This is a genomic window from Microlunatus sp. GCM10028923, from assembly GCF_042666975.1.
GTDB lineage: Bacteria > Actinomycetota > Actinomycetes > Propionibacteriales > Propionibacteriaceae > Microlunatus.
Genome location: NZ_JBHTFF010000006.1, coordinates 390,639 through 403,926 on the forward strand (window position 1 = coordinate 390,639; position 13,288 = coordinate 403,926).

Here is a 13,288-nt window from a genome sequence, read left to right on the forward strand (position 1 = left end):
TCGGGACGGGATCTGTTATCAAGAGACGGTGTACTCACCGATCCGGATCGAGGCGACCCAGGTGGACCTGCCCTGGGGCCTGCAGTGGGACGATCTTCGCCCCGCCGTCCCGGAGCTGCGCCGACCCGTCGGCGCGTACCGTACGCACCAGATTCAGGGCCTGCACCAGTCGGGTCGATCGCAGATCCTGACGATCCGGTACGACGATCGAGACGGGCGCCGGCAGGACCGGACGATCTTCGTCAAGCTGAGCAACCCGGCCCGGCCCGAGATTCCCAAGTACCGCTACCTGCTGGAACGCGGCACGCCGGTCGCCCCACTCCTCGGCACGGCGACCACCGCAGCGGGCCAGATCATGGTCCTGCAGTTCCTGCCGATCATCGGCACCTCGGCCGAACAGGCCGATGATCTTCTCGACCTGATCGCCGAACTCAACGGCCTCAGCGCACCGCCGGTCGAGCTCTTCCAACCACCACAGGGAATGCCGGGGTACGAAGACCGCATCCGTGACGTGTTGATGGAGCTCCTGCCGACCGCCGATCACGGGAGCCGCTGGTTCGACGCCTATCGGGACGCGCTGGACGCCGCCCGAAGCCTGCCTCTGGCCCTCAACCACAACGAGTTGAGCTACCAACAGGTCGGCTGGCTGGACCGCAGAGCGAACCGGAAGCTCGTCGTTTTCGATCTTGAAACCATGTCGCTGCGACCGCTCTACACCGACCTCGCGGGCATCCTCCCCTCGCTGGCGACCCAGACCGGACGATCCGAACAGGACCTGTTCGGCACGTACCTGACCAAGCTCGATCAGCGAACCGGCGAGACGACGGAACGACGGCTGGCCTGGGACAGAATGCTGACCCTCCGCATCGTGCGCACCTTCGAATCCCTGCCCTGGCTCAGTTCCATGACAGGGACCACAGGAATCGAAGCACCTCGCAGCGCAATCGTCAGGCTGGCTCAGGATCTCGCCGACGCCGGGCTCCGGTAGGCACTCTGGCGCCGGCAGGTCAGAAGACCGGTGACGCGCGAAGCTCCTCGACCAGCGCGCGGGCCTGGTCTTCGAGGTTCGGCAGCAGCGCGACGTCGGCATTGAACTCGGGGTCGGTCCGGAACTCCAGCGCCAGCACGGGTTCGGAAAGACTCAGATTGACGGCACAGTGAGGAAGACCGGCGGGGACGTAGCACATCTCGTCGACGGTGTGCGGCAGCACCTCGGGCTCCCCGTCATGCCAGACGATGGTCGCCGCCCGCCCGGACACCACCGCAACGATGATGTCCGAATCGGGGTGGTGGTGCGTCCGGCTCGCCCCACCGGGCGGCATCCGGACCGATCCGCCGGAAATGCGCCGCGTCCCTGCCGTCGCGACGGTGATCATGGGGGTCAGCAGCTGACCCTGCACGCTTCCGCTCTCGCCACGTACCCTGCCTCCGACAACGCTTGCCCGCTGCTGCATGTCGTGCCTTTCGCCTTCATCAAGTGCAGCCAACGTAAAGTTGATCACTGACTGGCGACAAGACGCTCCGGAAGATGATCACTCGCCGTTCGCCTTGACCTTCGTTCCCGGCCACCGATCGGCCATCGACCCGCGAACCTGCCGATCCGAGTTCATGCGGAGTTCGGTCGACCGTCCACCGGAGTGAGTGGCAGCTGCTGCGGCTTCGGCCCGCCCGCCGGAAGCCCGGCCAGTTTGCGGCCCTCGCGGGCCCGGTCGGCGGCGACGCTGCGCTGCCAGAAGAACTCGCCCAGGAACAGCAGGCGGTTCAGGCCGCGGTCGAAGATCAAACTCTTCAGCAGCCTCCGATAGGAGTACACACGCCGGCTCACGTGGACCAGCTCCCGGTTCAGCTCGCTCGGCGTCATCAGGGTCGGATGGTGCACGACGTGGCCGGTGTACTTGGACCAGTCGGTGTGGATCAGTCGATCACGGTGTGTGTTCCACACCGGGGTGCCGGGCACGAAGTACATCGACTGGACGAGCATTCCGCGCAGGCCGTTGTCGATTACGAACTGGGCCAGCCGCTCGCCCACGCCAGGGGTGTGGGTGTCGGCGCCGAGGATGAACAGGCCGCGCACGTTGATCCCGTGGGCCTGGATGTTGCGGATCGACTTGATCACCTCCTCCGAGGTGCAGGTCTTGTGGTAGGCGTCGAAGGACTCGTTCTCGAGGAACTCGATGCCCAGCGCGAGTTCGAAGAAGCCGGCCCGTTTCAGCAGGACGAGGATCTCGTCGTCGAAGCCGACCTCGAACCTGGCCTGGGCCGTGAACCGGTAGTCGATGTCGCTGTCGATGATCGCCTGCAGCACCTGCTTCGACCACGGCCGCAGTGCGAAGAAGTTGTCGTCCACGATCCACATCGCGCGGTTGAGCCGGGGCAGCCGACCTTGATCGAAGAAGGCGATGGTCTGCCGGATGTCCTCGACGATGTTCTGCGGATCCCGGCCGCGCATCTTCTGGCCCCAGTGCCGTACGACGGCGCAGTAGTCGCAGCGGAACGGGCAGCCGCGGGACGCGATCACCTGCGGCCACAGGGTGTTGTGTCCGACCATGTCGGCGAACCGGTACACCAGATCGTGGTTCGGGATGGTGTCGATCTCGGTCGGCGCGGCACGCTCGGCGGTCTTGATCACCTGGCCGTCCGCCGCCCGGAAAGCCACGCCGGGAAAGTCGATCGGGCGATCGTGCTGGTACGCGTCCAGGAAGTCGAGGATGCTGTCGTCGGCCTCGCCGAGCAGGACGTAGTCGCCGTGCTGCGCCGCTTCCTCGTAGTTGAGCGACGCGTGCAGCCCGCCGAGGACGACGGTCGCCGCGGAATGCTCCTTGACGTAGCGGGCCAGTTCGTACCCGCGCGGTGCGGCGAAGGTGAACATCCCGATGAACACGACGTCCGCATCGAGCACGTCGTCCCACCGGATCCGGGCGATCGACTCGGAGTAGAACAGGGTGTCCGGCACCCGCCGTTCGACGATCGTCGCCAGCAGAGTCAGGCCGAGCGACGGGTTGCGGAGGTAGCGGTCATAGGTGACGTGATTGCGCAGGGCCGGCCGGTAGGGCCGATTGCCCGGTTCAAGGAACCGGACCTTCCTGATCTCCGGCATGGCGGCACCCTACTGCTGCAGGGTGCCGCCGGGTGCGGACTGTCAATCACCGGTGCCGATCGGACCGTGCGTCCCGATGCGCTCGAACGGGATGTCGGCGAAGCCCGGGATCCGGTCGAACACCGGCGCATCCTCGCGCAGCCGCAGGTCGCCCGACGCCAGGTCGACGAAGCCCGGGTCGTCGTCGGTGACCCAGTTGTCGGCGAGCCGCAAGAGGTTGTGCACGTCGCGGGTGCCCTGCTCCCCGACATCGGCCGACCGCTCCCGATTCGGGTTGTAGACGACGTTCTTCGCGAACGTGTTGGTGTCCGGGTAGTAGCGGTTCTCCTCGAAGAAGGTGGCCAGTTCCGGATACTCCTCCAGATAGGGCGTGCCCTCGAAGTTGTTGGTGTCGGCGAACAGCTTGCGCCAGCCCTCCATGTACGACTCGTCCACCTTGTTGCCCGGTTGATCACCGAGGAACAACTCGTAGTTGTCCATCGGCACGTAGGTGTCGATGAAGAGGTTGTTCCGGGTGTTGATGTACGAGCCGGCGTTGTTCTTGACCGCCGAGTTGGCGAGGTCCTGGAAGATGTTCTCCTCGATCGTGAGGCCCATGGTGAAGTTGTCCGGATAGACGCCTTCGACGCCGGGATTGCCCTCTCCGATGTCGTGGAAGTAGTTGCGGCGGATGACGGTCCCGCGCTCCTGTGGCGTCGAGCCGGCGTTCATGTAGATCGCACCGAGGTCGGAGAACATCGTGCAGATGTCGTAGATCTCGTTGTACTCGACGAGATGATCATTGCCGTAGATCAGGATGCCCGGGTGCGGAGCGTCGTTGATCTCGTTGCCGACAGCTCGGTTGCCGACGCCGCTGAGCGAGATGCCCGGGTTGTACGCCTTGTTGTAGTACGCGAAGTCGTGCAGGTGCGAGTTCCGCACCTCGTTCCGGCCCGGGGCCAGCGTGGTCTTGTCGCCGCCGTTGACCTGCACCGCGAGCGCGCCGAGATGGCGCAGTTCGCTGCTGTCGATCAGGTGGCCGACGCCGTCGAGTTCGTCATCGGGGATCGGCGCCATGAACTGGGTCGGGGCGTTGATCCGCACTCCCCCGTTGCTGAAGTTCACGATGTCGCTGCCCTTGACGACCACCTGCTCACCCCCGGTGATCACCAGACCGGCGTCGCGGCCGAACTCGAACGTCAGGCCTTCGAAGCGGACGTGCGAGGTGCCGCGGGTGATCACCATCGGGTCGCGCAGCGTGGTCACGGTGACGTCGCCGGAACCGTCGGTGAACGCCTGGTTCGGCATCAGGTAGAGCACGCCGCGCTCGCGATCGATGTAGTACTCGCCGGCGCGGTCCAGCTCCTCCAGCAGGTTCTCGGCGAAGTGGAAGTCCGGATACCAGGACTTCTGCAGGCCGGACATCTCGCCGTAGCGGAGCGTGATCGTCTTCGCCACGGGGTCGATCGAGTTGATCTTGTTGTACGACCACTCCCAGCTGTAGCTGAAGATCCCGTCCAGCCACGCATCCTCGGCTTCGGTCCACAGCGCCGGCCGGTCGTAGGTGTAGCTGAAGGTGCCGCCGCGGTCGTGCAGGTCCGGATCGTCGACGGTCGGGCCGGGGTCGATGATCTTGTCCATCTGGACGGTGCCCTCGTTGGGCCACCGGGCCAGGGTCATCGCCTTGTCGTCGACGTACAGCTCCATCGGCGGCAGCTTGCTCAGCTCGCTCGCCTTCCAGTAGCCGTGCCGGCTCACCTCGCCGTAGTCGGTCAGCCCGTGGCCCGCCAGGTCGAACTTGAGCACCTTGGCCCGGGCGTCCGGGTCGATGATCCGGTCCAGCACGGCAGGATCGGTCTCCGGCGCGAAGTCGGCCCGGTCCAGGTCCGTGCCGCCGGACAGCCGGGCGGTCTCGCCCGGGTAGGAGCGGTAGACGACCGGCGCGCTCGCCGTGCCGGAGTCGGCCTCGGTGAGCGTGAAGGACGCCGAACGGGGATAGCTGCCCTCGCGCAGGAACACGGTGGCGCCGTCCTTCGGCAGGCCACCTCCCTCCTTGACGGTACGGATGCGGTCGCGGGCCGCCTCCAGCGTCCGCAGCGGCTGGTCCACCCCGCCCGCCGCGCGATCGTCGCCGTTCGGCGCGACGTAGAGCTGCAACTGTGGACTGACGGCCCGCGCCGTGGCGACCGGGAGGCCCAGCAGCAGGACAAGAGCGAGCATGACAGCGATCCGGTTACGCATGAACTCCACCACCCTTGGTGTCGGTGTCCCGCCGGCGGCATTGATCCCGAGCCTCAACGGCGAAACATATGATCTTTACCGGAGGATTCGAGTCCTAGCCCGACGATCTCCCGGCTGTAAAGGGATGCTGAAGCTAGGATCCGACCATGGCTGAGCAGACCCTGTCCGCGACGGCACCGGCCCGGCGCACCCCGAACCGGCTGGTGCCCACGGTGACCGCCGAACTGGTCCGCAGCATCGTGCGCGGCGAGTTCCCGCCCGGCGCCCTGCTCTCCCGCGAGACCGATCTCAGCGAGCGGTTCCGGGTCAGCCGCACCGTGGTCCGGGAGTCGATCAAGGTGCTCGAGGAGAAGGGGCTGGTCTCGGTCCAGCAGGGCCGCGGGACCACGGTGCAACCGCGGATCCGGTGGAACCTGTTCGACCCGATCGTGATCTCGGCCTGCCAGGAGTACGACGCCGACTTCGAGTCCAGTGCCAAGCTCGTCGTCGTCCGGGCTGCCGTGGAGAGTGAGATGACCCGGCAGGCGGCCGAACGGTTCACGGCCGGGAACGCCGTCCAGCTCGGCCGGATGCTGGCGGCCTTCGACGGGATCGGGGATGACGGGCCGGCCTTCCTGCAGGCCGACCGGGCCTTGCACGAGTTCATCGTCGATCTGTCCGGCAACGAGTTCGCCTCTGCGCTGTCCCGCAGCACCCACGCCTGGGTCGTCCAGCCCGCGCAGCTCACCAACGAGCGCCTGGTCACCACCATCCACGACGCCCTCGCCGAGCACGAGGCCATCTGTGCCGCCCTCTGTGCGAACGACGGCGAGGCCGCCGCGGCAGCCATGCGGGCGCACATCCTTGACTCCTGGCGTCGTACCTACAGCCTGCTGAGCTCGGAAGGCTGAACCCTCGGAGCAGTTCGATGAACTGCTAGACATCATACGTTTGTAGGCTTAGGGTTGGCGCCCATGAGCCCCGCTGTCGTTGTGATCATGGGCGCGAGCCACCGATGACGTTGACGATCACCCGGCGTGCCCCCGACCACGAGGTCCGGCGCCCGCCACGGTCCCGGCGGATCAAGGAGCCGGCGGTCGACCGGACCTTCCACGTGATCAACTCCTGCCTGCTCGCCCTCTTCGCGCTGAGCGTCCTCTATCCCCTCGTGTACGTGTTCAGCAGCTCGTTCAGTTCCGGCGGCGCGATCGCGAGCGGCGCCGTGAAGCTGTGGCCGGTCGGCTTCAACCTGGATGCGTACGGGACGATCTTCGGCACCGCGTCGATCATGACCGGCTTCGCGAACTCGGTCTTCTACGCCGTCGCCGGTGCCCTGCTCGGGACGGCGCTGACGGTGCTGGCCGGCTATCCGCTGTCCCGGCCCGACCTGCCGTTCCGCCGCGGCCTGCTGTTCTTCATCCTGATCCCGACCCTGTTCTCGGCGGGCATCATCCCCAGCTACGTGGTGATCGACAAGCTCGGACTGATGAACACCCGGTGGGCGATCGTCCTGCCCGCGGCGATGAGCGTGTTCAACGTGATCATCACGCGCGCCTTCTACCAGCTCACCATCCCGAAGGAACTGCTCGAGGCGGCGCGGATGGACGGCGCCTCGGACGCCCGGTTCTGCCTGCAGATCGCGCTGCCGCTGAGCAAGCCGATCATCGCGGTCAATCTGCTCTTCTACGGCATCGCCCAGTGGAACGGCTGGTTCTCCTCGATGCTCTACCTGACCGATCCGTCGAAGTATCCGCTGCAGTTGATCCTGCGCGAGATCCTCGCCCTCGGCGCCGTCAACCCGGCCGATCTCGGCAGCGCCGACGCCGCCCAACTGGAACGCAACAAGGAGCTCTTCGACAAGCTCCGCTACGCGGTGATCGTGGTCGCGATGATCCCGCCGCTGATCGCCTATCCCTTCGTCCAGCGCCATTTCGTGAAGGGCGCCCTGATCGGATCCCTGAAATGAGCGAACCCCGAACCGCCCGGGCCGCCGTCGGCCTGCCGCGCCGGATGGCCAGGTGCTGGCAGCTGTACCTGATGCTGGTGCCGACCCTGGTCTACGTCGTGATCTTCCTCTACGGGCCGCTGTACGGCCTGCAGATCGCCTTCAAGAACTACTCGGTCGCCCGCGGCATCCTGGGCAGTCCGTGGGTCGGCCTCAAGTACTTCGAGCAGTTCGTCACCAGCTACCAGTTCTGGCCGGTGATCAAGAACACGCTGATCTTGAACGGGTACGAGCTGATCGCGCTGTTCCCGTTGCCGATCGTGTTGAGCCTGTGCCTGAATGCCGTGCGCAGCAGGGGTTACAGCCGGGCCGTGCAGTTGATCACGTACGCACCGCACTTCATCTCGACCGTGGTCGTGGTCGGGATCATGTTCATGATCTTGTCGCCGCAGAGCGGCCTGGTCAACCAGGCGGTGCAGCTGTTCGGCGGCGAGCCGATCGACTTCATGAGCGAGCCCGGCTTCTTCCGGCACCTGTACGTCTGGTCCGGTGCCTGGCAGACCCTCGGCTGGTCCGCGATCATCTACCTGGCCGCGCTGGCCGGGATCGACCCGCAGCTGCATGAGGCGGCCCGGATGGACGGCGCGAACATCCTCCGCCGGATGTGGCACATCGACCTGCCCGGGATCATGCCGGTGGCGATCACCCTGCTGGTGCTGAACATGGGGTCGATGCTGTCCAGCGGCTTCGAGAAGGTCCTGCTGATGCAGAATCCGCTCAACCTCGAGGTCTCCCAGGTGATCGACACCTACGTGTACGAGATCGGCCTGAACTCCGCGATCCCGCAGTTCTCCTACGCCTCCGCCATCGGCTTGTTCAAGTCGGTGATCGCCCTGGTGATGCTGGTCGGCGCCAACTACCTGGCCCGGCGGATCGCCAAGCAGAGCCTGTTCTGATCAACAACTTCCACGCAGCAGCGTGACTCAGCGACGAGGAGTCCCTTCGATGACCACGACATCCCTGCCGGCCCGGACCCGGCTCGATCGCCGGACCTTGATCAAGGCCGCCGGCGGCACCCTCGGCCTGGCGGCGCTCGGCGGCGCAGCCGCCTGCACTCCCGCCGAGGGCAGCGATCCCGGCACCGGCCCGAGCGTCGACCCGAACGTGCACCTGGAGCTGCCGGAGCCGATCGAGCGGCCGTACCCGGACCCGTACGCCGGCCCGAGAGCGTACGACCGCAAGCCGTTCGGCGACCCGAGCACCTCGTTCCGGGTCGTGGTGCCGCAGGACAGCCTGGTCGGCGACTGGAACGTGAACGAGTTCTCCCGGTGGCTCGAGCAGCGGACCGGGGTCAAGATCGAATACCAGGCCGTCAACATGAAGGGCCCGGACGGCAGCGAGGATCTGAGCAAGATCAACGCCATGCTGTCGTCCGGGGACCTGCCGGACGCGTTCCTCGGCATCAACCTGTCGCCGAGCCAGATCTCGCTGTACGGCGAGCAGGAACTGTTCCTCGAGCTGGGCCCTTTGATCAACGCCTATGCCCCGGTCGAGCGGCAGCTGATGTCCGAGGTCGAGACGATCAAGCAGACCATGACGGCGCGCGACGGCAAGATCTATCAGTACGCGTCGATCAGCGACTGCTACCACTGCCGGACCACGACCAGCAAGACCTTCATCAACACCGACTACCTGGCCAAGATCGGTGCCGCGATGCCGGAGACCACCGACGACTTCCGCAACGTGCTGCGCGAGCTCAAGGCTCGCAATCCCAGCGGGAAGAAGGGTTTCCTGCCGTTCCTCGGTGGCAACGCCGGCTGGGACGGGATGGACGTCTGGTTCGTGAACCCGTACACCTTCAACCCCGGCAAGCCGTGGATCCGGCTGAACAACGGCCGGATGGAGTTCGTCGCCAACACCGACGGCTGGCGCCAGGGAATGGCCCTGATGCGCAGCCTGTACGACGACGGAACCCTCACCAAGCAGTCGTTCTCGATCGCCACCCCCGAGATGGCCAAGCTCGGTGATCAAGGACTGATCGGCTGCGCCCGGTCCTATTACTGGGGCGGCTTCCTCTCGATCAGCTACGACGACGACGCGCTGTGGCGCCGCTACCAGCCGGTGCTGCCGCTGGTCGGACCGGGCGGGAACCGGCTGACCAGCACGAACCACTACCTCAGCCCGTGGCGCACGCTGCTGATCACCAAGAACTGCCGCCGGCCGGACCTGCTGGTGCAGTGGGCGGACTACCAGATGGACCTGGAACCGATCCTGCGGGCCTACGACACCGGCGGCGAGCCCGGTGCGCAGTGGGACTACGCGAAGAAGGGCGAGAAGGGCATCGACGGCCGGCAGGCGGTGTGGAAAGCAATCACCGAGTACGGGACCGACACCACGCCCGGCCGCGGGTGGAGCCAGTACTCGCTGATGTACCGCAGCCTCGACTTCCGCAACGCCCAGTACGCCGATCCCAAGGCGCCCACCTTCGAGAGCGAGCTCTACCGGGTTTCCCAGCAGTACGAGAAGTTCAGCCAGCCGGTGGACAGCCAGCTACCGCCGTTGATCTTCGGCGAGGCGTCGATCGCCGAGATCTCGGACCTGGAGACCACGATCGGTGATCACGTGATCAAGTCGATGGCGAAGTTCGCCACGGCCGGGCTGGACGTCCACGACGACGCGGTGTGGAACGACTACATGGCGACGCTGGAGAAGATGAACCTCGGCCAGTACCTGGAGCTGTTCCAGCGCGCCTACGACGAGCGGCCGCGGTAGGCCTGCAGGAACGCGTCCGCGATCACCCGGTGGCCGGCCTCGGACGGATGGACTCCGTCGCCGGCCAGCTCGCCGAGCGGCCGGGTGGCCGCGGTCGCGTTCATCACTGCGTCGGTGGGCACCAGCTCGAGCCCGTGGCGCTGGGCCAGCCGGCGCACCGCGCTGATCTTGGGATCGAGGTCCTCCCGCCAGTCCCACTGCGGGTCGCTGACCGGAGTCAGCACCGGCTCGAGCAGGATCACCCGGCCCACGCCGGCGGCGGAGGTGCGGTCCAGCAGCGTCTGGTAGTCGGCGGCGAACGCCTCGGTGCTCGTCGCGTCGTCGCGGTCGTACCGCCGCCAGGTGTCGTTGATCCCGATCATGATTCCGACCGTGTCCGGCCCGGCGGCGAGGACGTCCGCGTCCCAGCGGGCCACCAGATCGCGGACCCGGTTGCCGGAGATCCCGCGGTTGATCACCGTCACGTCCGGCAGTTCCGCCCCGACGACGGACACCCAGCCGTGGCCGAGTGAGCCGTCATCCTCCCGGTCCCGACCGCAATCGGTCACCGAGTCCCCGACCAAGACCACACGTTGTCCCATGATCAGAATCGTACGGGATCGGGCCGCCGATGATCAGCGCGGTCTCGCGTCGTAGGCCTGCTGATGCAGGTCAAGGTAGCCGGTCAGTCCCATCGCCTGCAGCGTTTCCGTGTAGCCGTTCCAGGCCGCGTCGTCGTTGATGTCCAGCTCGCCGATCGCGAACTTCGCCAGGTGCTGTTTGACGTGGCTCTCGATCGAGACGGCGGTGTCCGCCTTCTGCGCCGCGGTGGCCTCGTCGAAGATCAACGGCGGCAGCTGGGACTCCTTCGGTGCGGCGAACGGCTCGTACTCCGTCGTGACCTGGTACAGATCGGCTTCGAAGTTCGGATTCTTCGGGTCACTGAACTGCGCCAGCCGGAGGTCGGAGGAGTTGTAGATGATCGGGAAGTAGCTCCAGCCGGTGCCCGCCGGCGCCGGGTAGCTGTAGATCTTGTTGATCGCCTGGTCGCCGACCAGGCTCTTGTCCCCCGGCTCGGCCCAGTCCCAGTTCTCGCCCTTGACGCCCGAGCTGGCCCGGGTGGCCGCCTCCAGCTCGATCTGGGCGTCGGCCCACTGGACCAGGATCGCGGGATCGGAGCAGGCGCTGGTGATCACCAGCAGTTCGCCGCCGTACCCGAAGTGGTCCCAGGCGGCGAACCGCACGCCGGCCGGACCTTCGAGCGGCGGCAGCCCGGCATAGTCGCGCCAGCGGGCGCCGTCCTGGTAGTCGATCTCCACGAACTGGCCCCAGTAGTACGCCCGGACCGCGCCGAGCCGGCCCTGGTTGCCGGCCTCGAGCAATTCCTGGTCGGTCAGTGTGAAGGCCTCCCGGGTCAGCGTTCCGTCGTCGGCCAGGCTGCGCAGGAACCGCAAGCCCTCCCGCCACTCGGGCTTGTCGGCGACGAAGTCGACCCGACCGTCGACCAGCCGGATCCAGCCGCCGGACTGGGTCCCACCGGGGTTGTCCAGGAACGCGTTCATGACCAACCGGTCCAGCGAGTTGCTCGCACTGCCCGTGAAAGGAATGATCTTTCCGGTTCCGCTGGGGTCCTTCGCCTTGAACAGCTGCAGCAGTTCGCGGAACTCCGCGGTGGTCTTCGGCATCGCGCCACCGACCGCGTCGACATAGCGCCGGTTCACGAAGGCCCGGCCTTCGCCGACCCGGCAGTGGTAGCAGTCGTTGATCCCGCGGAGTTGGTAGCGGCGCCCGTCCGCCGCCGTGGTCAGACCGCGCCAGTCCGGGTACTCGGCGAACATCCGCCGCGCCTCCGGGGCGTAGGTCTCGATCAGGTCGTCCAGCGCGACGAACGTGCCCTGCTGCCCGTACAACGAGATCTGGTCGTCGGTGAACGGGATGCCGAGGAACGCGTCCGGGAGTTCGCCGGAGGCGAGCATCGCGTTGACCTTGGTCAGGTCGGTGCCGTTCGGGCCCGTGATCAGCACCGCCTCGAACTCGACCTTGACCCCGGTCCGCTCCTGGAACCACGTGGTCATCGCGTTCTTGTTCCAGTCCCCGACGTTCTGCGCGTCCTGCGGGACGACGACCCGGAACGTCCGCGACCCGTCGTGGATCGGCTCCTTCCGGCTGGCCCGCGGACCGACGTAGTCCTTCGGGTACGGGACGCCGTCGGTCTCCGGGCCCAGCTGCCGCTGCGGCACGTCCGGCAACCCGGCCGGCGACTGCTCGGCGGCCGGTGGCGCACCGGTGCAGGCGGTCAGAGCCCCGGGCAGCGCGACCGCGCCGAGTCCGAGCCCGGCGGCCCGCAGCACGGACCGGCGCCCCAGCTTCCATTCATCGGATGACATCGCCACGACGCGACCCTTTCGTTCAGCGAACATGGGCCGAGCCTACAGAAACATCACATGTTTGTCAGTGGTGGGGTGGTCGACGGCGAACCAGGAGGGTCCGGGTCAGCGAGCCGTACTCGCGATCGCGTGGACGGTCTCCAGCGACTCCCACTCCTCCGGCTCCGTACCGTCGTAGACCAGGGCCAGCGGTCCGGTGTACCCGGCGTCGTTGATCACCCGGACCGAGGCGGCGAAGTCGTCCCGGTCCGGCCGGTCGCCGGCGAAGTGGCATTTCGCATGACAGGTCTCCGCCCGGGCCGCGATCCGGCCCAGCCAGTCGTACTTGTCCGGCGCGGCCCAGTTGCCCAGATCGATCAGCAGCCCGACCCCGCTTCCGGCGGCGTCCAAGATCGTTTCCACTTGCTCCGGGCCGGGCGTGAGGTCCAGCCAGTTCTCGGTGACGATCCGGATGTCGGGGTGCCGGTCGGCCAGTTCGGCCAGCCGGCGGCCGCTCTCGGCCAGCCGTTCCGGGGTCGGCGACTGGCGGCCGGCGATCACCCGGGCCCTGGTCGCGCCGAGGGCGACGGCGTCGTCGATCCAGCCGGAGATCCACTCCTGGTGCGCGTCGGCCGCGTCCGGATCGACCAGGTCACCGTCGTCGACCAGCAGCGCGTCGAGGGTGATCGAGGCGTCGGCGAGGGCCGACCGCAGCTCGGCGAGGTAGCCGGGATCCCGGCTGGGCAGGTGGAAGTGGCACAGCTGGACCGTGTCGTAGCCGCGCCGGTGCAACTCGGCCGGCAGCTCCAGCAGTGACAGACCGGAGGTCGGCGGATCGAGCTGCTCCGGGTCCGCCGGGGCGACGGAGCCCGAGTGGTAGGAGCCGAGGGTGCGATGCAGGGACCAGCTGGAGACGGCTTTCATCATCAC

At 67.0% G+C, this 13,288-nt stretch carries 11 protein-coding genes; 5 read left to right on the top strand and 6 right to left on the bottom strand.

From position 1 onward, the window contains the following. The first annotated feature begins 28 nt into the window (after nucleotides 1-28). Complete coding sequence (locus ACFQU4_RS17370) at nucleotides 29-988, top strand: hypothetical protein (protein WP_377494085.1); 960 nt, start codon at nucleotides 29-31, stop codon at nucleotides 986-988. Nucleotides 989-1,007: 19 nt separating this feature from the next. Here ACFQU4_RS17370 and ACFQU4_RS17375 read toward each other — a convergent pair whose 3' ends face one another. The 3 genes from ACFQU4_RS17375 to ACFQU4_RS17385 all read right to left on the bottom strand — a co-directional run bounded on the left by ACFQU4_RS17375 (nucleotide 1,008) and on the right by ACFQU4_RS17385 (nucleotide 5,317). After that, a complete protein-coding gene (locus ACFQU4_RS17375) occupies nucleotides 1,008-1,376 on the bottom strand; it encodes a cupin domain-containing protein (RefSeq protein ID WP_377494087.1) in 369 nt (122 codons plus the stop codon). 230 nt (nucleotides 1,377-1,606) lie between these two features. Then, on the bottom strand, nucleotides 1,607-3,097 hold the full coding sequence (locus tag ACFQU4_RS17380; RefSeq protein ID WP_377494089.1) for a B12-binding domain-containing radical SAM protein: 1,491 nt from the start codon (nucleotides 3,095-3,097) through the stop codon (nucleotides 1,607-1,609). Between the two features lie 42 nt (nucleotides 3,098-3,139). Continuing rightward, entirely contained in the window at nucleotides 3,140-5,317 is a 2,178-nt protein-coding gene (locus ACFQU4_RS17385) for a right-handed parallel beta-helix repeat-containing protein (protein ID WP_377494091.1), read from the bottom strand. Nucleotides 5,318-5,463: 146 nt separating this feature from the next. On the opposite strand from ACFQU4_RS17385, the gene ACFQU4_RS17390 reads away from it, so the two are divergent. From ACFQU4_RS17390 to ACFQU4_RS17405, 4 genes are all read left to right on the top strand, one after another. Continuing rightward, nucleotides 5,464-6,207 (top strand): FadR/GntR family transcriptional regulator, encoded by a 744-nt coding sequence (locus ACFQU4_RS17390; RefSeq protein ID WP_377494093.1) that lies wholly within the window; start codon nucleotides 5,464-5,466, stop codon nucleotides 6,205-6,207. A gap of 104 nt (nucleotides 6,208-6,311) precedes the next feature. After that, entirely contained in the window at nucleotides 6,312-7,262 is a 951-nt protein-coding gene (locus ACFQU4_RS17395) for a carbohydrate ABC transporter permease (protein ID WP_377494095.1), read from the top strand. Continuing rightward, nucleotides 7,259-8,197 carry an ABC transporter permease gene (locus ACFQU4_RS17400; protein ID WP_377494097.1) on the top strand — a complete coding sequence of 313 codons (939 nt, stop codon included), beginning with the start codon at nucleotides 7,259-7,261 and terminating at the stop codon, nucleotides 8,195-8,197. Before ACFQU4_RS17395 ends, ACFQU4_RS17400 begins: the two co-directional genes overlap by 4 nt. A 49-nt stretch (nucleotides 8,198-8,246) precedes the next feature. Continuing rightward, the gene (locus tag ACFQU4_RS17405; protein WP_377494099.1) at nucleotides 8,247-10,013 is read left to right on the top strand and encodes an extracellular solute-binding protein; all 1,767 of its coding nucleotides are present in this window, start codon (nucleotides 8,247-8,249) and stop codon (nucleotides 10,011-10,013) included. Here ACFQU4_RS17405 and ACFQU4_RS17410 read toward each other — a convergent pair. From ACFQU4_RS17410 to ACFQU4_RS17420, 3 genes are all read right to left on the bottom strand, one after another. Further along, nucleotides 9,992-10,594, bottom strand: a complete 603-nt coding sequence (locus ACFQU4_RS17410) for an SGNH/GDSL hydrolase family protein (protein WP_377494101.1) — start codon at nucleotides 10,592-10,594, stop codon at nucleotides 9,992-9,994. The genes ACFQU4_RS17405 and ACFQU4_RS17410 overlap by 22 nt on opposite strands. Nucleotides 10,595-10,627: 33 nt before the next feature. Beyond that, nucleotides 10,628-12,379, bottom strand: coding sequence for a hypothetical protein (locus ACFQU4_RS17415; RefSeq protein WP_377494103.1), 1,752 nt, complete (start codon nucleotides 12,377-12,379; stop codon nucleotides 10,628-10,630). A 105-nt stretch (nucleotides 12,380-12,484) separates the two neighbouring features. Then, complete coding sequence (locus ACFQU4_RS17420) at nucleotides 12,485-13,282, bottom strand: sugar phosphate isomerase/epimerase family protein (protein WP_377494105.1); 798 nt, start codon at nucleotides 13,280-13,282, stop codon at nucleotides 12,485-12,487. Nucleotides 13,283-13,288: the final 6 nt, after the last annotated feature.

Coding starts and splice junctions, on each gene's coding strand:
- ACFQU4_RS17375 (WP_377494087.1), bottom strand. CDS start 1,376: ATGATCACCGTCGCGACGGCAGGGACGCGGCGCATTTCCGGCGGATCG.
- ACFQU4_RS17380 (WP_377494089.1), bottom strand. CDS start 3,097: ATGCCGGAGATCAGGAAGGTCCGGTTCCTTGAACCGGGCAATCGGCCC.
- ACFQU4_RS17385 (WP_377494091.1), bottom strand. CDS start 5,317: ATGCGTAACCGGATCGCTGTCATGCTCGCTCTTGTCCTGCTGCTGGGC.
- ACFQU4_RS17390 (WP_377494093.1), top strand. CDS start 5,464: ATGGCTGAGCAGACCCTGTCCGCGACGGCACCGGCCCGGCGCACCCCG.
- ACFQU4_RS17395 (WP_377494095.1), top strand. CDS start 6,312: ATGACGTTGACGATCACCCGGCGTGCCCCCGACCACGAGGTCCGGCGC.
- ACFQU4_RS17400 (WP_377494097.1), top strand. CDS start 7,259: ATGAGCGAACCCCGAACCGCCCGGGCCGCCGTCGGCCTGCCGCGCCGG.
- ACFQU4_RS17405 (WP_377494099.1), top strand. CDS start 8,247: ATGACCACGACATCCCTGCCGGCCCGGACCCGGCTCGATCGCCGGACC.
- ACFQU4_RS17410 (WP_377494101.1), bottom strand. CDS start 10,594: ATGGGACAACGTGTGGTCTTGGTCGGGGACTCGGTGACCGATTGCGGT.
- ACFQU4_RS17415 (WP_377494103.1), bottom strand. CDS start 12,379: ATGTCATCCGATGAATGGAAGCTGGGGCGCCGGTCCGTGCTGCGGGCC.
- ACFQU4_RS17420 (WP_377494105.1), bottom strand. CDS start 13,282: ATGAAAGCCGTCTCCAGCTGGTCCCTGCATCGCACCCTCGGCTCCTAC.